This is a genomic window from Streptococcus mitis (assembly GCF_965111735.1).
GTDB classification, from domain to species: Bacteria; Bacillota; Bacilli; order Lactobacillales; family Streptococcaceae; genus Streptococcus; species Streptococcus mitis_DR.
The window spans coordinates 2,186,824-2,211,522 of the sequence record NZ_OZ217346.1; the positions used below are offsets into that span (position 1 = coordinate 2,186,824).

At 36.9% G+C, this 24,699-nt stretch carries 23 protein-coding genes and 1 pseudogene; 7 read left to right on the plus strand and 17 right to left on the minus strand.

Annotation, left to right across the window (positions count from 1 at the left end):
- Positions 1–87: 87 nt before the first annotated feature.
- The 3 genes from hpf to ACLV7W_RS10670 form a co-directional block, all read right to left on the minus strand.
- Positions 88–636, minus strand: a complete 549-nt coding sequence (gene hpf / locus ACLV7W_RS10660) for a ribosome hibernation-promoting factor, HPF/YfiA family (RefSeq protein WP_004255322.1) — start codon at positions 634–636, stop codon at positions 88–90.
- Positions 637–715: 79 nt separating this feature from the next.
- Entirely contained in the window at positions 716–1,378 is a 663-nt protein-coding gene (locus ACLV7W_RS10665; RefSeq protein WP_004255321.1) for a ComF family protein, read from the minus strand.
- The gene (locus ACLV7W_RS10670; RefSeq protein WP_004255320.1) at positions 1,375–2,673 is read right to left on the minus strand and encodes a DEAD/DEAH box helicase; all 1,299 of its coding nucleotides are present in this window, start codon (positions 2,671–2,673) and stop codon (positions 1,375–1,377) included. Before ACLV7W_RS10670 ends, ACLV7W_RS10665 begins: the two co-directional genes overlap by 4 nt.
- Positions 2,674–2,729: 56 nt before the next feature.
- Here ACLV7W_RS10670 and ACLV7W_RS10675 point away from each other — a divergent pair, with 56 nt between their 5' ends.
- From ACLV7W_RS10675 to cysK, 3 genes and pseudogenes are all read left to right on the plus strand, one after another.
- The gene (locus ACLV7W_RS10675; protein WP_411865918.1) at positions 2,730–3,365 is read left to right on the plus strand and encodes a YigZ family protein; all 636 of its coding nucleotides are present in this window, start codon (positions 2,730–2,732) and stop codon (positions 3,363–3,365) included.
- Between the two features lie 93 nt (positions 3,366–3,458).
- A pseudogene (locus tag ACLV7W_RS10680) lies at positions 3,459–3,554 on the plus strand (PH domain-containing protein); the annotation flags it as partial.
- A gap of 96 nt (positions 3,555–3,650) precedes the next feature.
- Positions 3,651–4,577, plus strand: a complete 927-nt coding sequence (gene cysK / locus ACLV7W_RS10685) for a cysteine synthase A (RefSeq protein ID WP_000029880.1) — start codon at positions 3,651–3,653, stop codon at positions 4,575–4,577.
- Positions 4,578–4,698: 121 nt separating this feature from the next.
- Here cysK and tsf read toward each other — a convergent pair whose 3' ends face one another.
- The 12 genes from tsf to yfmF all read right to left on the minus strand — a co-directional run bounded on the left by tsf (position 4,699) and on the right by yfmF (position 15,909).
- Entirely contained in the window at positions 4,699–5,739 is a 1,041-nt protein-coding gene (gene tsf / locus ACLV7W_RS10690; RefSeq protein WP_049499106.1) for a translation elongation factor Ts, read from the minus strand.
- Positions 5,740–5,816: 77 nt separating this feature from the next.
- Positions 5,817–6,596, minus strand: a complete 780-nt coding sequence (rpsB, locus tag ACLV7W_RS10695; RefSeq protein WP_000268459.1) for a 30S ribosomal protein S2 — start codon at positions 6,594–6,596, stop codon at positions 5,817–5,819.
- A 225-nt stretch (positions 6,597–6,821) separates the two neighbouring features.
- A complete protein-coding gene (gene pcsB / locus ACLV7W_RS10700) occupies positions 6,822–8,054 on the minus strand; it encodes a peptidoglycan hydrolase PcsB (RefSeq protein ID WP_261121307.1) in 1,233 nt (410 codons plus the stop codon).
- 93 nt (positions 8,055–8,147) lie between these two features.
- The gene (mreD, locus tag ACLV7W_RS10705) at positions 8,148–8,642 is read right to left on the minus strand and encodes a rod shape-determining protein MreD (RefSeq protein ID WP_084926266.1); all 495 of its coding nucleotides are present in this window, start codon (positions 8,640–8,642) and stop codon (positions 8,148–8,150) included.
- Complete coding sequence (mreC, locus tag ACLV7W_RS10710) at positions 8,642–9,460, minus strand: rod shape-determining protein MreC (RefSeq protein ID WP_153208965.1); 819 nt, start codon at positions 9,458–9,460, stop codon at positions 8,642–8,644. Before mreC ends, mreD begins: the two co-directional genes overlap by 1 nt.
- Positions 9,461–9,518: 58 nt before the next feature.
- On the minus strand, positions 9,519–10,313 hold the full coding sequence (locus ACLV7W_RS10715; RefSeq protein WP_000377896.1) for an energy-coupling factor transporter transmembrane component T family protein: 795 nt from the start codon (positions 10,311–10,313) through the stop codon (positions 9,519–9,521).
- On the minus strand, positions 10,306–11,145 hold the full coding sequence (locus ACLV7W_RS10720) for an energy-coupling factor transporter ATPase (RefSeq protein WP_411865919.1): 840 nt from the start codon (positions 11,143–11,145) through the stop codon (positions 10,306–10,308). Before ACLV7W_RS10720 ends, ACLV7W_RS10715 begins: the two co-directional genes overlap by 8 nt.
- Entirely contained in the window at positions 11,130–11,957 is an 828-nt protein-coding gene (locus tag ACLV7W_RS10725) for an energy-coupling factor ABC transporter ATP-binding protein (RefSeq protein ID WP_000843636.1), read from the minus strand. The genes ACLV7W_RS10720 and ACLV7W_RS10725 overlap by 16 nt, the downstream gene beginning before the upstream one ends.
- Complete coding sequence (gene pgsA, locus ACLV7W_RS10730; protein ID WP_125392805.1) at positions 11,954–12,499, minus strand: CDP-diacylglycerol--glycerol-3-phosphate 3-phosphatidyltransferase; 546 nt, start codon at positions 12,497–12,499, stop codon at positions 11,954–11,956. Before pgsA ends, ACLV7W_RS10725 begins: the two co-directional genes overlap by 4 nt.
- Before the next feature lie 10 nt (positions 12,500–12,509).
- A complete protein-coding gene (gene rodZ / locus ACLV7W_RS10735) occupies positions 12,510–13,337 on the minus strand; it encodes a cytoskeleton protein RodZ (protein ID WP_411865920.1) in 828 nt (275 codons plus the stop codon).
- Between the two features lie 41 nt (positions 13,338–13,378).
- On the minus strand, positions 13,379–14,662 hold the full coding sequence (gene yfmH, locus ACLV7W_RS10740) for an EF-P 5-aminopentanol modification-associated protein YfmH (protein WP_411865921.1): 1,284 nt from the start codon (positions 14,660–14,662) through the stop codon (positions 13,379–13,381).
- The gene (yfmF, locus tag ACLV7W_RS10745; protein ID WP_411865922.1) at positions 14,659–15,909 is read right to left on the minus strand and encodes an EF-P 5-aminopentanol modification-associated protein YfmF; all 1,251 of its coding nucleotides are present in this window, start codon (positions 15,907–15,909) and stop codon (positions 14,659–14,661) included. The genes yfmH and yfmF overlap by 4 nt, the downstream gene beginning before the upstream one ends.
- Positions 15,910–16,067: 158 nt before the next feature.
- Between yfmF and yaaA the strand changes: the two genes are divergently transcribed.
- Both yaaA and recF read left to right on the plus strand, forming a co-directional pair.
- The gene (yaaA, locus tag ACLV7W_RS10750) at positions 16,068–16,436 is read left to right on the plus strand and encodes a S4 domain-containing protein YaaA (RefSeq protein WP_084887673.1); all 369 of its coding nucleotides are present in this window, start codon (positions 16,068–16,070) and stop codon (positions 16,434–16,436) included.
- A gap of 2 nt (positions 16,437–16,438) precedes the next feature.
- Positions 16,439–17,536 (plus strand): DNA replication/repair protein RecF, encoded by a 1,098-nt coding sequence (recF, locus tag ACLV7W_RS10755; RefSeq protein WP_153208974.1) that lies wholly within the window; start codon positions 16,439–16,441, stop codon positions 17,534–17,536.
- A 50-nt stretch (positions 17,537–17,586) separates the two neighbouring features.
- Here recF and guaB read toward each other — a convergent pair whose 3' ends face one another.
- Together guaB and trpS are read right to left on the minus strand one after the other, a co-directional pair.
- Entirely contained in the window at positions 17,587–19,065 is a 1,479-nt protein-coding gene (gene guaB, locus ACLV7W_RS10760; RefSeq protein WP_049521113.1) for an IMP dehydrogenase, read from the minus strand.
- A 151-nt stretch (positions 19,066–19,216) separates the two neighbouring features.
- Complete coding sequence (trpS, locus tag ACLV7W_RS10765) at positions 19,217–20,242, minus strand: tryptophan--tRNA ligase (RefSeq protein WP_411865923.1); 1,026 nt, start codon at positions 20,240–20,242, stop codon at positions 19,217–19,219.
- Between the two features lie 205 nt (positions 20,243–20,447).
- Between trpS and ACLV7W_RS10770 the strand changes: the two genes are divergently transcribed.
- Both ACLV7W_RS10770 and ACLV7W_RS10775 read left to right on the plus strand, forming a co-directional pair.
- On the plus strand, positions 20,448–22,070 hold the full coding sequence (locus ACLV7W_RS10770) for an ATP-binding cassette domain-containing protein (protein WP_000958774.1): 1,623 nt from the start codon (positions 20,448–20,450) through the stop codon (positions 22,068–22,070).
- A 61-nt stretch (positions 22,071–22,131) separates the two neighbouring features.
- Positions 22,132–24,675 (plus strand): YfhO family protein, encoded by a 2,544-nt coding sequence (locus tag ACLV7W_RS10775; protein WP_411865924.1) that lies wholly within the window; start codon positions 22,132–22,134, stop codon positions 24,673–24,675.
- The last annotated feature ends 24 nt before the right edge of the window (positions 24,676–24,699 follow it).

Genomic DNA, 24,699 nt, shown 5'->3' on the forward strand with positions numbered 1-24,699 from the left:
CTTTTTAAAAGTGTAATCAGTAATTCTATCAATTATAAGAAAAAGGAGGTTTACAATTTAGTAAACCTTCCTTTACACATATTGAAATTAAGATTCTTTAACTTCTAACAAGCCAATCTCGCCATCTTCACGACGATAAATCACATTGGTTGTCTGATCTTCAACATCCACATAGATAAAGAAATCATGTCCCAACAAATCCATCTGTAGAATAGCTTCTTCCAAATCCATTGGTTTTAAATCAATTTGTTTTGAACGAACAACTCTAGATTGGACAACATTTGTATCTTCCACCAAAGCATCTGTAAATAATTGACTAGTTGCTACCTTGTTTTTATTTTTACGCTCGATTTTTGTTTTATTTTTACGAATCTGACGTTCAATTTTATCGGTTACAAGGTCAATTGAACCATACATATCTTGAGACACATCTTCTGCACGAAGAGTAATTGAACCAAGCGGAATCGTCACCTCCACTTTAGCCGTTTTTTCACGATACACCTTCAAGTTTACTCGAGCATCCAACTCTTGTTCAGCTTGAAAATACTTTTCGATCTTTTCGAGTTTAGAAACTACATAATCACGAATTGCTTCTGTTACTTCTAGGTTTTCACCACGGATACTATATTTAATCATATGAGTACCTTCTTTCTAAACATTTTTGTTTTTCTGATTTCATTATAACGCTTTCATTTTATTTTTGCAAATTTTTTCCTCATCTTACAAGGGAAAATGTTTTTACATCCTCAGCACCAGCTTCTTCCAACAGCTTCTTCACACGATTTATAGTTGTTCCAGTAGTATAAATGTCATCTATAAGTAGGATTTTTTTAGGAATAGTGACTCCCCTTTTAATAAAGAAAGGAAGTTCTGTCCCCAAGCGTTCTGAACGATTTTTGGAAGAACTGGCCCGCTCTTCTCTCTTCTCTAGTAAGTCTTGCAAAGAGAACTCTGCTGCTTCAACTAAACCTTCAACCTGGTTAAATCCCCTCTCGAGCAATCTTTCAGGACTTAGGGGAATTACAACAAATTGATACTCTTTGTACTTTTTTAACTCCTCACTTAAAACTGAAGCAAAAACTTTTCTTAAAAGGAAGTCTCCATCAAACTTATACCGACTGAAAAAATCCTTCATAGCTTGATTGTAAGTAAAAATCGCTCTATGACTGACTTCAACTTCTTCTTTACACCAAAATTGACAATCTTGACACTTTGTTGACAAACCTGTTTTCATACAGTTTGGGCAGTTTTCTTCTCCAATCCTCTCAAAAGTAGAGTCACAGTCTGAACAAAGACAAGAGTCATCATTCTTCAGAAGTAAGAGACTACTAAAAGTTAAAACAGCCTTCATAGTCTGCCCACATAATAAGCACTTCATAGCCCCGCCTCCTTATTCATCTGCTGAATTTCCTTAATTGCCTTTTTGATTGAAGCATTTAACCCGTCATGGAAGAAAAGCAAATCTCCTGTCGGTCTGTCCATACTCCGACCGACACGTCCTCCAATCTGTATTAAACTAGACTTGGTAAACAGACGATGGTTGGCTTCCACTACGAAAACATCCACACAAGGGAAGGTAACTCCACGCTCCAATATCGTCGTACTGATAAGTATTGTCAGTTCTCTATCTCGAAAAGCTTGTACCTGCTCTAATCGATTTTCTGTGATAGAAGATACAAAGCCAATTTTCTCATTTGGAAATTGCTCCTGTATGATTTCTTTTAACTGTTCCCCTTTCTTAATCTCTGAAGCAAAAATGAGTAACGGATAACCTGTCTTTCTCTGCTTCTCAATATAAGACTTTAGCTTTGGTGACAACCGACTTTTCTCTAAACAGTGATTAAAATCGGATAACCAGACAGGTTTAGGAATAATCAAAGGATTTCCATGAAATCGTCTTGGCAAACTCAATCGTTTTAATTCTCCGATGCGAACCTTCCTATCTAACTCATCGGTAGAAGTTGCTGTTAAAAAGATTCTCAAGCCATTCTCCTTTACACTATTCTTGACAGCATGGTAAAGCATAGGATTGTCAACATAAGGAAAGGCATCTACTTCATCCACTATCAGTAAATCAAAAGCTTGATAAAACTTCAATAACTGATGGGTCGTCGCAACAACTAGTGGTGTTCGAAAATACGGCTCTGATTCTCCATGTAGGAGGGCTATCTCACAAGCAAAATCCTTTTGCAGGCGCTTATACAGCTCCAAACAAACGTCTATGCGAGGACTGGCCAAACACACTGCACCACCCGCATTGATCACTTTAGCTACTACTTGATAAATCATTTCTGTCTTTCCAGCTCCTGTTACAGCGTGAACCAAGCTTGGCTCTTGCTTGTCTACCGCTTGAAGCAGTCCCTGTGATACCTTATCTTGAAAAGGGGTTAATTGACCACGCCATTTAAGAACATCTTGCTTCGGAAAATCCTCCTGTGGGAAATAGTATAAAGATTGATCACTCCTGACTCGCTTCATCAGTAAACACTCCCTACAATAGTAAGTACCGATGGGCAAATACCATTCTTCTAGAATAGTACTATTACAACGTTGACAGAAAAGTTTCCCTTTCTCCTTTCTCATTGCTGGAAGTTTCTCCGCCAACTGACGTTCCTCTTCTGTTAATTCATTCTCAGTAAACAAGCGACCGAGATAATTTGGATTTACTTTCATACTTCTTTATTCGTAAAAACCTAGCGCTTTAAATGATTTTTTAGTACAATTAAATCATGGAATTTAGAACAATTAAAGAGGACGGACAAGTCCAAGAAGAAATCAAAAAATCCCGCTTTATCTGTCATGCCAAGCGTGTTTATAGCGAAGAAGAGGCTCGTGACTTCATTACTGCCATCAAGAAAGAGCACTACAAAGCTACTCATAACTGCTCTGCCTTCATTATTGGGGAACGTAGTGGAATCAAACGGACAAGTGATGATGGTGAGCCCAGTGGGACTGCTGGCGTTCCCATGCTTGGGGTACTAGAAAATCACAATCTTACTAATGTCTGTGTGGTAGTGACACGCTACTTTGGTGGCATTAAACTAGGCGCTGGAGGATTGATTCGTGCTTACGCTGGCAGTGTTGCCTTAGCTGTCAAAGAAATTGGCATCATTGAAATAAAGGAACAGGCTGGCATTGCTATTCAAATGTCTTACGCTCAGTACCAAGAGTACAGTAACTTCCTTAAGGAATATAATCTCATGGAACTGGATACAAACTTTACAGATCAAGTCGATACGATGATTTATGTTGATAAAGAAGAAAAAGAAACTATTAAAGCTGCACTTGTAGAGTTTTTTAATGGAAAGGTCACTTTAACTGACCAAGGTTTACGCGAAGTTGAAATTCCTGTAAACTTAGTGTAAACAATGGATAATGCCGTGTTTCACTGACATTCTCACCGCTACTTCAATTAACAAAATAAAAAGATGTTTGACAAGACCTACTAGAAAATGAAGCAATTCAAAAAGAAAACGGATATCATTCCACTTTACACCTATTTATTAGAATTAGCTTATCACAATCGCTTGAAAATTAACGGCTTAGACCTGTGATATAAAAAAATCCTATCACTTCGATAGGATTTCTATATTTTACAAATGGTATAGATAGCGTTATACTAGAAATATCTTATACAAAGAGGTATTCATATGTCTATTTATAACAACATTACTGAATTAATCGGTCAAACTCCGATTGTTAAACTCAACAACATCGTGCCAGAAGGGGCTGCGGACGTCTATGTAAAGCTTGAAGCATTCAACCCTGGTTCTTCTGTAAAAGATCGTATTGCTCTTAGCATGATTGAAAAAGCTGAACAAGACGGTATTCTGAAACCAGGTTCTACAATTGTTGAAGCAACAAGTGGAAACACTGGTATTGGACTTTCATGGGTAGGTGCTGCTAAAGGGTATAAAGTCGTCATCGTTATGCCTGAAACTATGAGTGTAGAACGACGTAAGATTATCCAAGCTTATGGTGCTGAACTCGTCCTAACTCCTGGTAGTGAGGGAATGAAAGGCGCTATTGCTAAAGCTCAAGAAATCGCTGCTGAACGTGATGGTTTCCTTCCTCTTCAATTTGACAATCCAGCTAATCCAGAAGTACACGAAAGAACAACAGGAGCTGAAATACTAGCTGCTTTCGGTAAAGATGGACTAGATGCCTTTGTTGCTGGAGTGGGTACCGGTGGAACGATTTCTGGTGTTTCTCATGCACTCAAATCAGCAAATTCTAACATTCAAGTTTTTGCAGTAGAGGCAGACGAATCTGCTATTCTATCTGGTGAAAAACCTGGACCACACAAAATTCAAGGTATCTCAGCTGGATTTATTCCTGATACACTTGATACAAATGCCTATGATGGTATTGTTCGTGTAACATCAGACGATGCACTAGCACTCGGCCGTGAGATTGGTGGAAAAGAAGGATTCCTTGTTGGTATTTCTTCAGCTGCAGCTATCTACGGAGCCATCGAGGTTGCCAAGAAATTAGGTACAGGTAAAAAAGTTCTTGCTCTAGCACCAGATAACGGTGAACGTTATCTCTCTACAGCACTCTATGAATTTGAAGTGTAGTCTCCTAAATACACTTAGCCCTTATTATAGGGCTTTTTATTTATACCTTAAAAATAGGAACATCTCCCTATAAAAATCGACTGCATAGAAAAAAGGAAGCAATTTGGCTTCCTTTTTATTATTAGTTATTCAAGGCTGCTGCCATTGTAGCTGCAACTTCAGCTTCAAAGTCGTTTGCAGCTTTCTCGATACCTTCACCAACTTCAAAGCGAGCGAACTCAACTACTGAAGCGTTAACTGATTCAAGGTATGCTTCAACTGTCTTGCTGTCATCCATGATGTATACTTGTGCAAGAAGTGTGTAAGCTTGGTCAACTTTAGTGTTGTCAAGCATGAAGCGATCCATTTTACCTGGGATGATTTTGTCCCAGATTTTTTCTGGTTTACCTTCTGCAGCCAACTCAGCTTTGATGTCAGCTTCAGCTTGAGCAATCACTTCATCAGTCAATTGAGATTTTGATCCATACTTCAAGTGTGGAAGAGCTGGTTTGTTAACCATTGCACGGCTTTCGTTATCTTGGTCGATAACGTGGTTCAATTGTGCCAACTCATCTTTAACGAATTGCTCATCCAATTCTTTGTAAGAAAGAACTGTTGGTTTCATCGCTGCGATGTGCATTGACAATTGTTTAGCAAGTGCTTCGTCTCCACCTTCAACAACTGAAATAACACCGATACGTCCACCGTTATGTTGGTATGCTCCAAAGTGTTGTGCGTCTGTTTTTTCAATCAATGCAAAGCGACGGAATGAGATTTTTTCTCCGATAGTTGCTGTTGCAGATACGTATGCAGATTCAAGAGTTTCACCTGAAGGCATTGTCAAAGCAAGAGCTTCTTCATTGTTAGCAGGTTTTCCTTCAGCAATAACTTTAGCTGTAGTATTTACCAATTCAACGAATTGAGCATTTTTCGCAACGAAGTCAGTTTCAGCGTTTACTTCAATAACTGCTGCAACATTACCGTTAACATAAACACCAGTCAAACCTTCTGCAGCAACACGGTCAGCTTTCTTAGCTGCCTTAGCCATACCTTTTTCACGAAGCAATTCAATCGCTTTTTCGATGTCACCGTCTGTTTCTACAAGCGCTTTTTTAGCGTCCATAACTCCGGCACCAGATTTTTCACGCAACTCTTTTACAAGTTTAGCTGTAATTTCTGCCATTTTGATTCTCCTATATTTTTAAAAATAGGAGAGCCGGGCTAAGCCCCGCCCTCCTAGGTAATTACTATTTATATAAATTAAGCGTTGTCGCCTTCTACAACTTCAACGATTTCTTCGATTGAATCTGCTTGAGCTTCTGAAGCTGCAAATTCTGCTTCAACTGCTGCTGCATCTTCACCTTGACGTCCTTCGATGATAGCGTCAGCCAATTTAGCTGTGATCAATTTAACAGCGCGGATAGCGTCATCGTTAGCAGGGATGATTACATCGATATCATCTGGATCTGTATTTGTGTCGACCATCGCTACAACTGGGATTCCCAATTTTTTAGCTTCTTTAACAGCGATTTGCTCTTTATGTGGGTCAACTACGTACATCACATCTGGAATACGAGGCATATCTTCGATACCACCCAAGAATTTTTCAAGACGTGCACGTTGTTTGTTAAGAAGTGCAACTTCTTTCTTAGGAAGAACTTCGAAAGTCCCATCTTCTTCCATACGTTTGATTTCTTTCAAACGAGCAATACGTTTTTGGATTGTTCCCCAGTTTGTAAGAGTTCCACCCAACCAACGGTGGTTGATGAAGTATTGACCTGAACGTACTGCTTCTTCAGCAACTGCATCAGCTGCCTGTTTCTTAGTACCAACGAACAATACAACTGCATCATTAGCTGCTGCATCACGCATGAAATCGTAAGCTTGGTCAGCGTATTTTACAGTTTGTTGTAAGTCGATAACGTGGATTCCGTTACGCTCAGTGAAGATGTACTTAGCCATCTTAGGGTTCCAGCGACGAGTTTGGTGACCAAAGTGTACACCAGCCTCAAGAAGTTGTTTCATTGAAATTACTGCCATGAGTATTTCTCCTTTTTGTTTTTTTCCTCTTCTTGACTTCAACTCGCAAAACGACCCAAGGGCAACTGTTTCACAATTCATCAAGAATGAGTATTATCGTTCACACGACAAGTTTCATTCTACCATACTTTTTCAATATTTTCAAGATATTTTAGTAGATTTTTAAAGTAAGTTAACTATATAAATCATAAAAGAGACTCCAATTGAGTCTCTTCTTTTCATTCATTAGTTTGGATAGATATATGTTACAAAACCTTCTGAAGTTGTAGTTGGATTGAACCATCCACGTTTATTTCCGAGTGTACGATTTCCACCATAGTTTGATTCAGACACTTGGATACTTGTTGATGATGAAACAGCTGTAACCACGGCTACATGTCCATATCCACCATCATTCCAACATGCAATGGCACCAACTTGAGGTGTAGATCCTGTACGGAATCCTGCTGCAGCTGCACTTGTAGCCCACTGTGCTCCATTACCCCAGTAGTCTCCAGCCCAAGGTGCCAATGTCTTAGCTCCCCATGTACACTCACCAACTGGATAACTTGAAGCATTTGTACTGTATGTTGGACGATGTTTTACTGGTGCAGGAGTATAACTTGTTGATTCTGTTGAAGCACTGCTTGAAGATGATTCAGATGAACTAGATGAAGAAGTAGTTGATACTGCTTGAACCTCTGATGTAAAAGTTGTATTACCAGAAGCAACTACTGTTTGTTGTTGACTTGCTTGTTTAGCTTTGTAAGCTGCTTCTGCTTCTGCAGCTGCTTTAGCTTCTGCCTCCGCTGCAGCTTTTTTCTCAAGTAAACTTGCTTTTTCATCCTCTGCTGTAGCCTTTTCAGCAGCAAGATTCAATTCTGCAGCTTTCAACTCAGCTTGTTTTGTAGTTAATGATTGAGCATCATCAGCTAGTTTTTGCTGATTTGCAATAACTGTATTAATTGCATCATTGTTTGCTACTTGTTTTTCAGAAATAGCTTTTTTATCTGCTTTTTGTTGTTCCAACATCTTGTTGTTTGCAGATACTATTTCACTCATTGCAGCAACACGTGAAATAGCTTCTGTAATTGATTTTGAGTTCACAATTGTATTGATATAATTTGTTGCAGCTCCATTTGTTTGAGCACTACGAGCTTGTTTTTGCAACGAATCATTACGAGATACAATATTCTTAGAAAGTTCTGTAATTTCACCCTCAAGCTTTTTAGATTCTGCTTGTAGTCTATCATTTTCAGATTGCAAGTTTGATTGCTCTGTTTGAATAGCAGATACTTGCTCCTGAATTTGATCAACTTGTTTTTGGGCTTCTTGTTGTTGTGCTGTTAAGTTACTAATTTTATTATCTTGAGCAGCAATTTTGTCATCAGTCGTTTCTGCATGCGCAGTTGTTAAAACAGCTACTTGAGAAACCATTACTGTACTTAGTAAAAGTGACGCTAAGATTTTTTTCTTCATATTTCGTAGATACTCCTTCTTTTAAAGACACTACTAGTATACCAAAAAAAGGCCTAATGAATATTACGCCTTTGTTACATTTTTATTTCTTTCTTATAGGTAAAATTTTTCAAAAATAAACTGAAAGATAATCATCCATATAAGGTTCAAAATCATTGATGGTACTAAACTATAGACTATAAATAAAGACATACTATCCACAGTTAAACCTACCACTAATGCAAGTATATAAGCTCCCATCTCAAATAGAAAAGTCATGACAATAATTGCCAACATTCTCGTCCAACGATTCAATAAAATAACACTATTAAATTTATGGAGAAATACTCCCAACAAGACGAACAACAAAGTCGCAATCCCTATCAAGTGGAAAAAGTAAATGTCATAAACCAAACCCACTACAAAACAATAAGCTAAATAGAAATACTCTGATACTTCAATCGTCTCAAATAAGAGAAACAAAAATAGAAAATGACTGGCTAACTGTACATGGGGAAAAAATGAGCCCAAAAGCTGGCTAATATGGGCATCAATTAGAACAAAGAAAGGAAGCAATAAAAATACTCCAACTCGCTTCAACTGTCTCATTATGAATTCCCCACTAATTCTATCACACTCACATTATGAGTATCTGCACTTAATTTAACAGTTACTTCTCGTGTCAAGTAGTCCGTACTATGCGTTGTGGCAACCACTTCACCAACAGGAATATCAGCAACGTTAAAGTTTCCTAATCCACCAGTGGTCACCTTATCTCCTGCACTAATATCGCTACTACTATTTAATTGACTAATTTTTAGAACTTCATTTTCCTTGTCATAGCCAACAATAATTCCATAAATTGTAGTAGAACCATGTTGAATTTTAACAGAAATCTTATCAGCATTTTCCGTATTTGTCAGAAGGTTGACCATGGTAGAGTTCTCCTCTACTTTTGAGACACTCCCAATCAAGCCACCATTTGCAATTGCTAACATATTCTCAGAAGCCCCTTTTGATTTGCCTGCATCTAAGGTCAACTCCTGCTTCCAAGATACCGGAGATCGCATAATAACATCTGCTGCCAAAGTCTTTGTAGCTTGCAATTTGGACTTCATATCAAGCAATTGGCGCAGTTGTTCATTTTCCATCTTTAAACTTTCCGCCTCATTTGATTTAACTTCTAATTGGTAAATCTGTTTCTTCAAACTTTCATTTTCATTATAAGTGCGTGTCAAATGAGCCAAATCTGATTTGACAGAATCAAACCACTGAAAAGGTTTTTGCACAACCCTATCAACCACTGAGATTCCATCTCCTAATCTTGTCACAATTGTACTTGAATAAGTCGTCGCTAAGAGAGCTGACACAAGCAGAACAGTGACAAAAACAATAATGACATATTTTGATTTTTTAAAACGGTTCATATCCCTACCTTTATATCAAAAACTGTTACAGTAACTTTTTATCAATTCCTGAAAGCTACTAAGATTTTAAGAAAAATAAGCAACAACCAAGTATGATAATAACAAGAATGGTCAGCGTATCCTTTCGAGTCCATTTCAATTGTCGATATTGACTTCTGCCTTTTCCACCCTGATAACCACGCGCTTCCATTGCGATAGCCAAGGAATCCGCACGTTTTAAACTTGTCGCAAAAAGAGGAATCAAAATGGGAATCATAGCCTTCACCTTTTGAACAATACTTCCTTCTCCAAAATCCACTCCACGCGCTTTCTGTGCATTCATAATCCGCGTCGTATCATCCATCAAGGTTGGGACAAAACGCAAACTCATAGACAGCATCAATCCAATTTCATGAACTGGAACTTTCATACTCTTTAAAGGTGCTAATAGAGCTTCGACAGCTGATGCCAAACTTAAGGGCATGGTCGTTAAGGTTAACAAAGTAGAAAAGAAAATAATCAATACAAAGCGACAAAAGATAATTCCAGCTTGTTGCAAAGCATAATCCGTGATTCTCACAAACGAAAACTCAAATAAAACATTCCCATTAGAAATGAAAAACAGTTGAAAAATAGTTGTGAAGGCAATCAAGAAAAACATAGACTTCAAGCCCTGAATAAAAAATGAAAGAGATACTCCTGACAAGGCAATAAAGATCCCTGTCGCTATAAAAAGAATCAGATTCGTCAAGGGATTATTAGCCCAAAAAACGATCAAAATCAGTAGCATCATAGCCAGTAATTTGCTGCGTGGATCCAATCGGTGAACTATCGAATCCCCTGGGATATAACGCCCCAAAATCATACTATCCATTTAGCGACTCCTTGAACTCCTCTATCTTAATCGGTAATCGTTTAAATGACACGCCTCTATCAGCCAATCGTTTACAAAAAGCTGTAATTTTAGGTACTCCCAACTGAACTTCTTCCATAAAAACAACATCTTGAAAGACATCACTAGGTTTACCAAACTTAACTAAACGTCCCTTTTCCATCACATATACCTGGTTCGCATATTCAGCAACATCATCCATCAAATGCGTTACCAAGACAATGGTCATCCCTGACTGGTGGAGTTTTTTGAACAAATTCATCAGCTCTTTTCTTCCCAGGGGATCTAGGCCTGCTGTGGGTTCATCTAAGACTAATATAGCTGGTTCCATGGCAAGTATGCCTGCAATGGCGACACGTCTCATTTGTCCACCTGATAGCTCAAACGGACTACGATCAAAAAGTGATTCATCAATTCCAACCAGAGCCAGTTTCTCACGCGCAATCTGCTCCGCATCTTCTTCAGAAACTCCAAAATTTTGCGGTCCAAAAGCAACATCCTTCAAAACCGTTTCTTCAAAAATCTGATTTTCAGCAAACTGAAATACCAAGCCAACCTGTTTTCTAATTTGACGAATATCTTTATTTTTAGAAGTCGAGGTGATTAAGGTATCAAAAACCCGCACACTCCCTTGGCTTGGCACCAATAAACCATCTAATAGTTGTAAAATAGTTGATTTACCACTACCTGTGTGGCCAATTAAGGCCGTATAAGAACCATCTTCAATCTTCAAAGAAACATCTGACAAAGCTGTTGACGCTAAGGGAGTCCCTTCTTGATACGTAAAACTCACATTTTCTAGAGCAATTCCCATAGCTTATCTTCTAGCTCACTTTCTGTCAAATAATTTTCAGGCAAATCATAGCCATTCTGGCTCAAAGAATGTTTTAATTGATTAGCAAAAGGATCGTCTAATCCAATTTGATCCAAATCATTTCGAGAGAAAAGCTCCCTTGGACTACTAGTTGATTCAATTGACCCTTTTTTCATGATCAACACACGATCACTCATGGCAACTTCTTCCAAATCATGTGTAATGGAAATGACCGTCATATCATAGTCTTTCCGAATTCCTTTTACTGTCTCAATCAGTTCTCTACGTCCCTCAGGATCCAACATACTCGTTGCTTCATCTAAGATTAAAATAGCTGGTCTTAGGGCTACAACACCTGCAATAGCCACACGTTGCTTTTGGCCACCTGATAGACGCGCTGGCTCTCTCTTTTTAAAGTCCAACATGCCAACCAAATCCAGAGCTTCTTCCACTCTCTTTTTCATTTCTTGACGAGAAAGTCCCTGATTTTCCAAACCAAAGGCAACATCATCTTCAACAGTCGCTCCAACAAATTGATTGTCTGGATTTTGAAAAACCATACCGATTTGACGACGTATATTCCAAACATTTTCCTCAGTCAGCCGTTGGCCATCAATTACAATCTCTCCGGATTCTGCTTCCAGTAAGCCATCAATTAAGCGAACCGTCGTTGATTTACCACTACCATTATGACCTACAATCGAAAGCCATTCTCCACGTTTCACGTGAAACGTAATATCCTTCACATCGTAATATTCCTGACTTTCCTTATAGCGAAAAGAAAGATTTTTTACATCAATTACTGATTTCATTTCGAACCAAATGTCCCTTTAAATACATAGGCACTACCCTTGAAATAATCATAGCCAGAGTAGATAGTGAAAAACAAGGCTACATAAAGTAGAACTTGACCAATCAAAGTCCAATGTAATAGCAAGAAAATAATCGCAAACATCTGACTGAAAGTTTTAATTTTTCCAGGCATGGCTGCTGCTAAAACCGTTCCACCAGTTTCAACCAGTAAAAGCCTCAAACCTGTCACAGCCAACTCACGACAGATAATCACTGCAACAATCCAAGCCGGAGCCATTCCTAACTCAATCAGCATAATAAAAGCCGACATAACTAGTAGCTTATCCGCCATAGGATCTGCAAATTTACCAAAATTACTAACCACATTCCATTTACGAGCTAAATATCCATCTAAATAGTCTGTAATACTAGCAACAGCAAAGATAATAGCTGCTACCATATGACTCTCTATCGAATTTCCTACTGTTAAAATAAAGATAAAAATAGGTATAAAGAGAATTCGACCTATCGTTAAAAGATTTGGAATTTGTTCTTTTTTCATTCGTTTTTCCTTAATTTTTAGTAAAGGTTACAGTGATTTTTCCAGTCTGAGCTGTTAATTTCGATAAGTCAACAGTCTGATTATCTACTGTTAAAGCGACACCTTTGACAACACCTAAAGTAATGGTCACAGGATTTTTAGTTGAAACGCTTGTTTCCGCACTTTTATTATCCGGTGATAAGGTCACGCCACCCTCAAGCTCACTTTCTGAAACACTAACCCAACTTCTAGCATCTGAGACTGATAATTGCAATTTTGCAGTTTCCTTGCTCGTTTTATAAGCAACTTCTACTCTATTTCCTTCACCTGATACACTTATAGCTGGTTCCATATTCGAAGAACTACTAGATGAGCTACTGCTTGAAGACGGAGTTACAGAACTAGTCGAGCTTGTTGCTTGGACCACACTATAACTAGACGCAGATGAACGCTCAGGTTGAGTCTGGAGATAATTCCAAACATAATAAGTCACAAAAATTACAATCGATAGTGCAAAAAGTATAAAATAAAATAAAGGTAAAAATGATGTCTTATTTTTCTTACTTGAACGTCTCCTGCCTGTCAACTCCTCTTCATCAACATCTACTTCCTCATAAGTAATCATGCTCCCAGAATCATAAGCATCCAAGATAATTCGCTCATCAAGTTCAACTGCCCACGCATACTTTCTCAAAAAAGAACGAGTATAAAATGGACTAGGAAGTTGATCAAAATCATCAGCTTCCATTGCCTCCAACATATCCAACTGAATTTCTGTTTTTTTGTGTAATTCTTCTAAAGTTAACCCTTGGTTGGTTCTAGCTAAACGTAAAACCTCACCAATTGTTTTTTTCCTCATACTTGTCATTCCTTCTTTCTAGTGTCGATTATGATAGGTTACTATGATGGAAATATTGTAAAATCAACTATGTCACCATCATCTATTAAATGGTGTCCAGCATCAAGGACATCCTCTACAGTAATTTCCTGTAAAATTTTCGGCAAATCAAAGATTGTCTCACCTTGTCCAAAAGCATCATATTGCGTTGCAATAAATTCAAGAGAGTTCATGCTACTGAAAAATTCTCCAAACATCTCTCTTTTGATAATATCTAAATGATCCTCTGTAATATCTAAATCCTTTGTGAAATTACGAATAGCCTTTTTAAACTGATGAGATAAAGCAACTGGCTCTTTTGTATCCATTGTCAACATAATAAAATGAAAGCGACTTGTTACTTCAACTTCAAGAGATAAGGACGCATCAATTTTACCTGATTCATATAATTTCTGAAAACGATCCGAGGTCCAACCAAACATCATTGTAAACAATAATTTTAATAAAATATGATGTCGATAGCAATCATCCTCAGCAACATCTTGTTTACCTCTAATACCAATCGCTAGTTTTGGAGAAGACACTTCCATTCTCATACTGTCTGTTTGCTTTACATCTTGTAAAACAAACTTTTCTCTTGCTACTTCCTGAACATCTAAATCTTCTAGTTCTTTTCTTTCAAAATAGTCCTGTACTTGATCCACATCAAAATTGCCAACTAAAAACAGAGACATGTTTACAGGTTTGTAAAACCTTGTAAAATTTTCTTGCAAATTAGTTAGATTAATTTTGGAAATGGACTCCTCACTGCCAACTATATCAGTTGCTAAAGGTGTGGCAGGATATAAATTCGCTAAAGTTGAAAAGAATAAACATGAATCTGGATCATCTTGATACATTTCTCGTTCTTGCTGGATAATATCCTGCTCTCTTAAAATGGAATCTTCAGTAAAGTGTGCTGATGTTACCAATTCATCAAGTAAATCTAAATTTTCTAAAAAATGATCCGTTGCCGAAAAAAGATAACTTGTTTTTGTAAAGCTTGTAAAGGCATTGCTATCCGCACCTAGACTCGTAAAAGCCGACATCAAATCACTAGAATCTTCTCTTTCAAATAATTTATGTTCAAGAAAATGAGCAATTCCCGCAGGATATTGTTTTACATCTCCGTCAACTTCTGTGACAAGCGTATCTACCGAACCAAACTGTACAGTTACACTCCCGTAAACCTCTTTAAATTCCTTTTTAGGCAAAAGAGCAACTGTCAATCCGTTGGACAAACGAGTTCGATAAACCTTTTCTTTTACAGCTGGATAGTACTTTTCTTCAAAAACAACCTTTGTCATTCTATTCCTTCCATAAAGTAAATTGCTTGTAATTTCACATTACTAGCTGCTCTACAAATAGCATCTTTGTCAACTTGCTCGAATTTTGCAATCCAACCTTTAAAGTCTGCTGAAGATTTTCCAAGTAAGGCATTTTGATAAGCACGTTCAATCAATGAAAATTGATTATCTTGAGAAAGCAACAAAGACCGACGAATCATTTCCTTGGTCTGCTCTAGCTCAAGCTCTGTAAAATAACCTTTTTTTAAATCAAGCAGTTGATTATTCATCATTTTACGAGCATGGTTCCGATTTTCTCGATTGATACCAGCGTACATCCTCAAGAATCCACTAAACAAATCGAGCTGACTTGAAATAGTATAAGCCAATCCAGCATTTTCACGGACATTTGTAAATAGTTTAGAGTGAGCAAATCCACCAAGTAAACCATTCATTACAATCATGGGTAAATGTTGCTCATCACCGTATTCAGAAGGACAATGATAACCTAATTCCAAAATGGATTGTCCCACATTTTTCCGAACCATACCTTCCTGCAGGATATTGGAATAAGGTTGACAATACTGAACCTTCACATCTCCTTCTCGACCTTTAAAACCAAATGATTCTAATACATTTTGAATTTCAATCTCATTAAAATCACCTAAGAAAAAGAAATCTATTCGATCATTGGCCAAAAATTCTTGGAAACAAGAATAAGAACTCTGTGGAGTTTCAGCTAAAATACGATTTCGTAAATCACTATATTCCAATTGGAGACGTTCGTCATGAAAAAATATTTTGTCTAATTCTTTATGTGCAAAATAAAAAGAATCATCCATATCAGCTGCTAAACTTGCTAGCAATTGTTTTTTCTCAATTTCAAATAAGGCAGGATCAAATCCATTATCAACTACTACGGGGGAAAAAAGAGTTTCTTTTACTAGTTCCAAAACCTGAGCAGTTAGAACATTTTTCCTACTTAAAAACTCATCACGAACATAGGTAAATGTCAATTCTACAATATGACTTTTCCCTCTTCTGAAACAATTGGTTGACATATCTGTACCGTATAGACTGGCTAAATGTCTTCTCAAATCTTGAGAAGTGGGATACATCTGATTAGCAGTCTCTAGCATACTCGCACTCAACATGCGACCTGCAATCGTATCGAGGGATAATGGAGCGGTAAAACGCACGGCGATTTTGTTCGTTTTAAACTTTTTTGATTGGATAAAATGTGTTGAAATTCCATGCACTAACTCCATGATTTACCTCCTTATATACAGACTTCTATTATATCACGAAAACCTGAAATTTTCTTGTTCTCTGTAACACTTTTGAAATAAAAATCGCTTACATTACTCCTTGTTTCTCTCACTATTTTTAGGAAAATATGGTATAATACCAAAGATTGAGGTGGATTATGGAATACAAATTATTTGAAGAATTTATTACCCTCCAAGCACTACTCAAAGAACTTGGAATTACACATAGTGGAGGAGCTATCAAATCATTTCTCTCTGAACATTCTGTTTACTTTAATGGGGAATTAGAGAGTCGTCGTGGTAAAAAACTTCGTATTGGTGATAAAGTTGACATCCCTGACATGAATATTGACATCTTGTTGACACAACCTACGTCTGATGAGCAAGAGGAATACCAAGCTGATAAAGTTGAAAAAGAACGAATTGCTAAACTTGTTAAGGAGATGAATAAGGGTGTAAAAAAAGATAAATCAAAACCTACTTCATCACCCAAAAGCAAACAAGCTCCGCGATTCCCTGGTAGATAATCATGTGGCTACAACACCTATCTCTCAAGACTTTTCGTAACTACAAAGAGACGAAAATAGACTTTAATCCTAAATTAAATGTCTTTTTAGGACGCAATGCACAAGGAAAAACAAATATGTTAGAGGCTATCTATTTTTTAGCCTTAACACGTAGTCATCGAACTCGAACAGATAAAAATCTCATTCATTTTAATGAGGAACAACTTCACCTTTCAGGTCTTGTTCAGAAAAAAACTGGATCCATTCCTCTCGAAATCGAACTAACACAAAAAGGACGTGTGACAAAAGTGAATCACTTAAAACAGGCACGACTTTCAGATTACGTAGGACACATGAATGTTGTCTTATTTGCTCCTGAAGATTTACAACTAATTAAAGGAGCACCTTCAGTTCGACGAAAATTCATTGATATGGAGCTTGGACAAATTAAGCCAATCTATTTATCAGATTTAACCAATTATAACCATATTCTTAAGCAAAGAAATACCTATCTAAAATCAGCTCAAACAATAGATGAAACCTTCCTTTCAGTGTTGGATGATCAGCTAGTTGATTATGGATGTCGTGTAATGAATCACCGCTTAGATTTCATAAAAAAACTAGAATCATTTGGGCGTAAGAAACATTTTGAACTCTCTAATCAGATTGAAGAGTTGTCAATATCCTATCAATCTTCTGTCAATATAACTGACAATCAAAACTTATCCGAATCTTTCAAAATTGCTTTAGAAAAAAGTAGATCCAGAGATTTATTTAAAAAGAATACTGGTGTCGGTCCTCATCGAGATGACATTTCTTTTTATATAAATGGGATGGATGCTAGTTTTGGAAGTCAAGGTCAACATCGCAGTCTCGTCCTCTCGATAAAATTAGCAGAAATCGAATTAATGGAAAGCGTTACTACAGAATCTCCAATATTACTGCTTGACGATGTCATGAGCGAACTTGACAACACTAGACAACTAAAATTATTAGAAACGATTTCTCATTCAATCCAAACTTTTATCACAACAACAAGCTTAGACCATCTTCAAAATCTGCCAGAAAATCTAAGTATCTTCACTATTCAGGATGGTAAAGTTTCTGTAAATTATAATTGACAACATTGTAAAAGAACTCCTATTTCCACGGGAGTTCTTTTCATTGTTTTTTACATAGAATAATTTGGTGCCTCATTAGTAATTTGTACGTCATGAGGGTGGCTTTCTTTCAAACCAGCACCAGACATTTCAATAAATTGAGCATTATCGTGTAGTTCTTTAAGGTTAGCTGCACCACAGTAACCCATACCAGAGCGAATACCTCCAATCATTTGGAAGACAATATCAGCTGCCGCACCTTTATAAGCAACACGACCTTCAATTCCTTCTGGAACAAGTTTGTTTGCTTCATTGACAGAACCTTGGAAGTAACGATCGCTTGAACCTTTCTTCATTGCTGCGATTGATCCCATACCACGGTAAGTCTTGAATTTACGCCCTTGGAAGATTTCAGTTTCACCTGGTGCTTCGTCTGTTCCAGCAAACATTGATCCAAGCATAACAGCATTTCCACCTGCAGCAAGGGCTTTTACAATATCTCCAGAATACTTGATTCCACCGTCAGCAATGATCGTTTTACCATATTCACGCGCAACAGCTGCAGCATCGTAGATAGCTGTTACTTGTGGAACACCAACACCAGCAATCACACGAGTAGTACAGATAGAACCTGGTCCAATACCAACCTTGACAACGTCTACACCTGCTTCATAGAGGGCACGTGCACCTTCAGCAGTAGCAATATTTCCAGCAATCAAAGTACGATCTGGGAAATGAGCACGAATCTCAGCAATTTTACGTAAGACACCTGCAGAATGACCATGTGCAGTATCAATAACAATCGCATCCGCTCCTGCCTCAAAAAGAGCCTCTGCACGTTCAAATGTATCTGAAGTAACACCTACTGCACCTGCAACTAGAAGACGACCAAACTCATCTTTAGCGGCATTTGGAAACTCAATAACTTTTTCAATATCTTTGATAGTAATCAAGCCAGAAAGACGACCTTCTTCATCTACCAAAGGAAGTTTTTCAATACGGTGCTCTTGAAGAATACTCTCAGCTGTTGCAAGATCTGTACCCACAGGAGCAGTAACAAGATTTTCACTAGTCATATGATTTGAGATTGGTTGGTTATAGTCTGAAATAAAACGAAGATCTCGGTTTGTCAAAATACCAACCAATTTACGATTTTCAAGTGTTTCAACAACTGGAACACCACTGATACGGTAACGTCCCATAAGCTCGTCAGCTTCAGCAATTGTATGTTCAGGCGTCAAGAAGAATGGATCAATAATAACTCCATTTTCAGAACGTTTTACCTTACGAACCTCTTCTGCTTGTTGAGCAATTGACATGTTTTTATGGATAACTCCGAGACCGCCTGCACGAGCAATAGCAATGGCCATTTGACTCTCTGTAACTGTGTCCATGGCAGCGGTAATAATTGGGATATTTAAAGTCAAATTATCTGCCAATTTAGTTGTTAAATCTGCATCGTTAGGCAACACATGACTTTCAGCTGGAATAAGCAATACATCATCAAAGGTAAAACCTTTTTTCAAAAATTTAGTGTCCCAATTAGACATTCGAAGTTTCCTCTTTTCTTTCTTTTTGAGCTTGACTCTTTTTATATTGTATCTATCATACCATTCTATAAAAATTTGTCAAATGTTACAGGGGTAAATAAAAAACTATCTTTTCTTTGAGATAGAAATGATAGTTTCTTGTAAAATAAACTTAGTTAAAGTACTGAAGTCCCATTGCCCCTTTAACCTCAGATAGGGTTTGACCCGCAACTTCACGCGCTCTTTCACTACCTTTTTGAAGCATATTATAAACTTCTCCCATATCCTTAGCAAATTCAATACGGCGCTCACGAATAGGACCCAGTTCACGTTCTAATATTTCAAGTAGATAACGCTTGGTCTTCACATCACCAAGACCACCTCGTTGATAATGTTCTTTCATGTCAGTAATTTCTTGAGCATCTTCTGGACGACCAAAAACATCTAGATAATGGAAAACCATATTTCCTTCAATTTTACCTGGATCCTCAACGCGGATATGATCTGGATCTGTATACATACTCATTACTTTTTTACGCAAAGTATCCGCATCATCAGCTAAATAAATACCATTATTGAGTGATTTAGACATTTTAGCATTTCCATCTAAACCAGGCAAACGACCCGCTCTCTCATTTTCTGGATAAATACCTTCCGGTTCTACCAATACATCACAGTTATATGCATTGTTAAAAGAACGAACAATTTCACGAGTTTGCTCAATCATTGGTTTCTGATCTGTCCCAACAGGAACATAATTAGCCTTAAAAGCAGTGATGTCAGCTGCTTGAGCGATTGGATAGACCAAGAATCCTGTCGGAATGCTTTCTCCAAATCCTTTCTGAGCAATTTCTGTCTTGACAGTTGGATTGCGCTCCAAACGTGCTAATGAAACTAGATTCATATAATACATGGACAACTCAGCCAACTCTGGAATCTGGCTTTGAATAAAGATAGTTGATTTACTTGGATCCAATCCAACTGCAAGATAATCCAAAGCCACATTTCCGATAGACTCTACAATGGTTTGAGGATCTTTAGCATGATCTGTCAAGGCTTGTTGGTCAGCCAAGAACACAAACATATCATACTTATCCTCTTCCTGTAATAATACTCGATTTTTGAGACTTCCAACATAATGTCCAATATGCAATTTCCCTGTTGGACGGTCTCCTGTTAAAATAATGGGTTTAGTCATTTTATTCTCCTTCGATATGGTCCCTTCAATTATAGCATTTTTTTAATGAAATAACCGCAATTTATCAAAATAAATCAACCTTGCTATTCACGGTTTTGTGTAAAGTATGCTGTAAACATATTTTACATAAAATTGACAGATAAAAATTTGAATATTTCCGTATTTTCTAGTAGAATAAATATATTACACATATAGGGGAAAAACATTGCTTACAGTATCTGATGTTTCACTACGTTTTAGTGATCGCAAACTTTTTGATGATGTCAATATCAAATTTACAGAAGGAAATACTTACGGGTTAATTGGTGCTAATGGTGCCGGAAAATCAACCTTTTTAAAAATTTTAGCTGGAGATATCGAACCTACTACTGGTCACATCTCTCTTGGTCCAGATGAACGTCTCTCTGTTCTTCGTCAAAATCACTTTGACTATGAAGATGAACGTGCCATTGATGTTGTTATCATGGGAAATGAAAAACTTTATAGCATCATGAAAGAGAAAGATGCCATCTACATGAAGGAAGATTTCTCAGATGAAGATGGAGTGCGTGCTGCCGAACTTGAAGGAGAGTTTGCCGAGCTTGGAGGATGGGAAGCAGAAAGTGAAGCCTCTCAACTCCTTCAAAACCTAAATATCCCAGAAGAATTGCACTATCAAAATATGAGCGAGTTGGCCAACGGTGAAAAAGTAAAGGTTCTCCTCGCCAAAGCACTTTTTGGTAAACCAGATGTTCTTCTTTTGGACGAGCCGACCAATGGTTTGGATATCCAATCAATTACATGGCTAGAAGACTTCTTGATTGATTTTGATAACACCGTTATCGTAGTATCCCACGACCGTCACTTCTTAAACAAAGTATGTACTCACATGGCCGACCTTGACTTCGGAAAAATCAAACTCTATGTCGGAAACTACGACTTCTGGAAGGAATCTTCTGAACTCGCTGCTAAATTGCTAGCAGACCGTAATGCCAAAGCAGAAGAAAAAATTAAACAATTGCAAGAGTTCGTTGCTCGTTTCTCTGCTAATGCTTCTAAATCAAGACAAGCAACATCACGTAAGAAAATGCTTGATAAGATTGAGCTAGAAGAGATTGTACCATCTAGTCGTAAATATCCATTTATTAACTTTAAAGCGGAACGTGAAATCGGTAATGATCTCTTGACAGTAGAAAACCTAACTGTAAAGATTGATGGTGAAACTATTTTAGATAATATCAGCTTTATCTTGCGTCCAGGTGATAAGACAGCGCTTATTGGACAAAATGACATCCAAACGACTGCATTAATTCGTGCAATCATGGGAGACATTGACTATGAAGGAACTGTCAAGTGGGGAGTTACTACTAGCCGTTCTTACTTGCCAAAAGATAACTCGGCCGATTTTGCAGGGGGAGAGTCAATCCTTGATTGGTTGCGTCAATTCGCAAGTAAAGAAGAAGATGACAATACTTTCCTACGTGGCTTCCTAGGCCGTATGCTCTTCTCTGGAGATGAGGTTAACAAACCTGTCAACGTCTTGTCAGGGGGAGAAAAAGTTCGTGTCATGCTTTCAAAACTCATGCTCTTAAAATCAAATGTCCTTGTCCTCGATGATCCAACCAATCACTTGGACTTAGAATCTATCTCAAGCTTGAACGATGGATTGAAAAACTTTAAAGAATCAATCATCTTTGCCAGCCATGACCACGAGTTTATTCAAACTCTAGCTAACCATATCATTGTCTTGTCTAAAAATGGCGTCATTGACCGTATCGATGAAACCTATGATGAATTCCTAGAAAATGCAGAAGTACAAGCAAAAGTTAAAGAACTTTGGAAAGACTAAATAAAACTTCAAAACTCAGTTGGGTTAACCAGCTGAGTTTTCTAACATTTTATGAGGTAACATGAAATTATTTTTTAAAACATATTGGACCTATTTTGTTTCTTTCATCATTCCCATAATCATTATGATAGGAGTATATCTATCTCAAGGTATCTACTGGAATAGCGACACCTCTCCTCTATTAGGAGATGGGTTTCATCAATACGTTATTTTTGATGTAGCTTTACGAAATATCCTACATGGAAATGGTAGTCTATTTTACACCTTTACAAGTGGCCTCGGATTAAATTTCTATGCCCTATCTAGTTATTACTTGGGAAGTTTCCTTTCACCTCTAGTTTACTTTTTTAATCTAACGAATATGCCAGATGCTGTCTATCTGACAACTCTCTTAAAATTTGGATTGATTGGTTTGTCAACTTACTTTAGTTTAAATAAATTATTTCAATCGATTCCTAAGCCTTTAAAACTAGCTTTATCTACTTCCTATGCTCTGATGAGTTTCACTGTCAGTCAATTAGAGATAAAAACCTGGCTAGATGTTTTTATCTTGATTCCTTTGATTATAACTGGTTTACAGCTACTGATAACTGAAAAGAAATTCCTATTGTACTTTACAAGTCTGTCAATTTTGTTTATTCAAAATTATTATTTTGGATATATGACAGTATTGTTTCTTATTTTCTGGTATCTCTGTCAAATTTCGTGGGACTTTAAGACTCGAAAATCATCTGTTCTTGATTTCATAGTTATCTCCTTTTTAGCTGGTATGGCTAGTTTGATTCTGACTCTTCCTACTCTGTTTGATTTACAGACACATGGAGAAAAATTAACTGAAGTTACAAAGTTTCAAACTGAAAGTAGCTGGTATCTTGATCTCTTTGCTAAGCAATTCATTGGTTCCTTTGACACAACAAAGTATGGGGCCATCCCAATGATTTTTATTGGACTACTTCCCTTTATTTTGACCATTTTATTTTTTACGCTGAAATCCATTAAGTTTCACGTGAAACTTATCTATGCAATCTTCTTTACATTTCTAATTGCAAGCTTTTATATTGAAGCTCTTGATTTATTTTGGCAAGGCATGCATACTCCAAACATGTTTTTACATCGCTATGCTTGGATTTTCTCTACCTTGTTAATTTACACAGCAGCGGAAGTCTTAAATCGTCTGAAAGAACTTAAAATCTGGAATTTTTTAGTTTCGCTTTTTCTTATAGTAACAGGATTTTTAGCTACCATCTATCTAAAATCACATTATTCTTTTTTAACAGATTTGAATATTCTGCTTACTCTTGAATTTTTGGTTGTCTATTCGCTTTTACTCCTTGCAGTTCTCAAAAAGTTTATCTCTATAAATCTATTGGCCATTCTAATCTCTTTATTTATAATGGTTGAAATGAGTTTAAATGCTTCATCTCAAATGGATGGAATTGCTAAGGAATGGGGATTTGCTTCTCGAAGTGCATATAATCGAGATATCCCAGCTATGGAATCTTTCTCAACATATATTGGAAATCAATTTACTCGTACTGAAAAACTACAAACTCAGACAGGAAATGACAGTATGAAATTCAACTACAATGGAATCTCTCAATTTTCATCTGTTCGAAATCGTTCAGCAAGCTCTACTTTAGATAAACTTGGTTTTAAATCCTCTGGTACTAATCTCAATCTCCGCTATGCTAACAATAGTATTTTGGCTGATAGTTTATTTAGCATACAGTACAATATATCAGACAGTCCTATTGATAAGTATGGATTCCAAGATATCTATCAAAAAGATAATCTTACCCTATATGAAAATCAATACTCTCTTCCGATTGCATTTGCTAGTCAATCTGTTTACAATGATGTCAAGTTCAATGAACATACCTTGGATAATCAGGCCTCATTTTTAAATCAACTTGCTAATGTCAATTTTGATTATTTTTCTCCAATACCTTATGAAAAAACCGAAAATACTGATGATTTGATTAGTGTTACAAGTTCTTCAAATGAGGATGCAGCAATACAGTATCAAATTGAAGTACCAGAAAACAGCCAAGTTTATCTTTCTTTCACAAATCTTCACTTTTCTAATGATAAACAAAAGAAGGTTGACATCCTTGTAAATGGTGAAAAAAAGACTTTTACAACTGATAATGTCTTCTCCTTCTTTAATCTAGGCTATACAAAAGAGAAAAAAACTTTCAATATCAATGTTAGTTTCCCTGGAAATTCACAAGTATCATTTGAATCTCCTACCTTCTATCGTTTAGATACCAAAACTTTCACCGAGGCAATTCAAAAAATTAAAGAACAACCTGTCACAGTATCAACTTCTAAAAACAAGGTCTTTGCTACATATGATATCAAACAAGATACGTCCATTTTCTTCACCATTCCTTATGACAAAGGCTGGTCTGCCTACCAAGATGGTAAGAAAATAGAAATTAAACAAGCTCAAACTGGTTTTATGAAAGTTGATATTCCTAAAGGAAAAGGAACTATTACACTTTCCTTTATTCCCAATGGTTTTATTACTGGATCAATCTGTTCCTTTACTTCACTTTTACTATTTGGAATTTATAATCACAAACGAAAGACATCTAATACATAAAAAAATCGACCAATTGGTCGATTT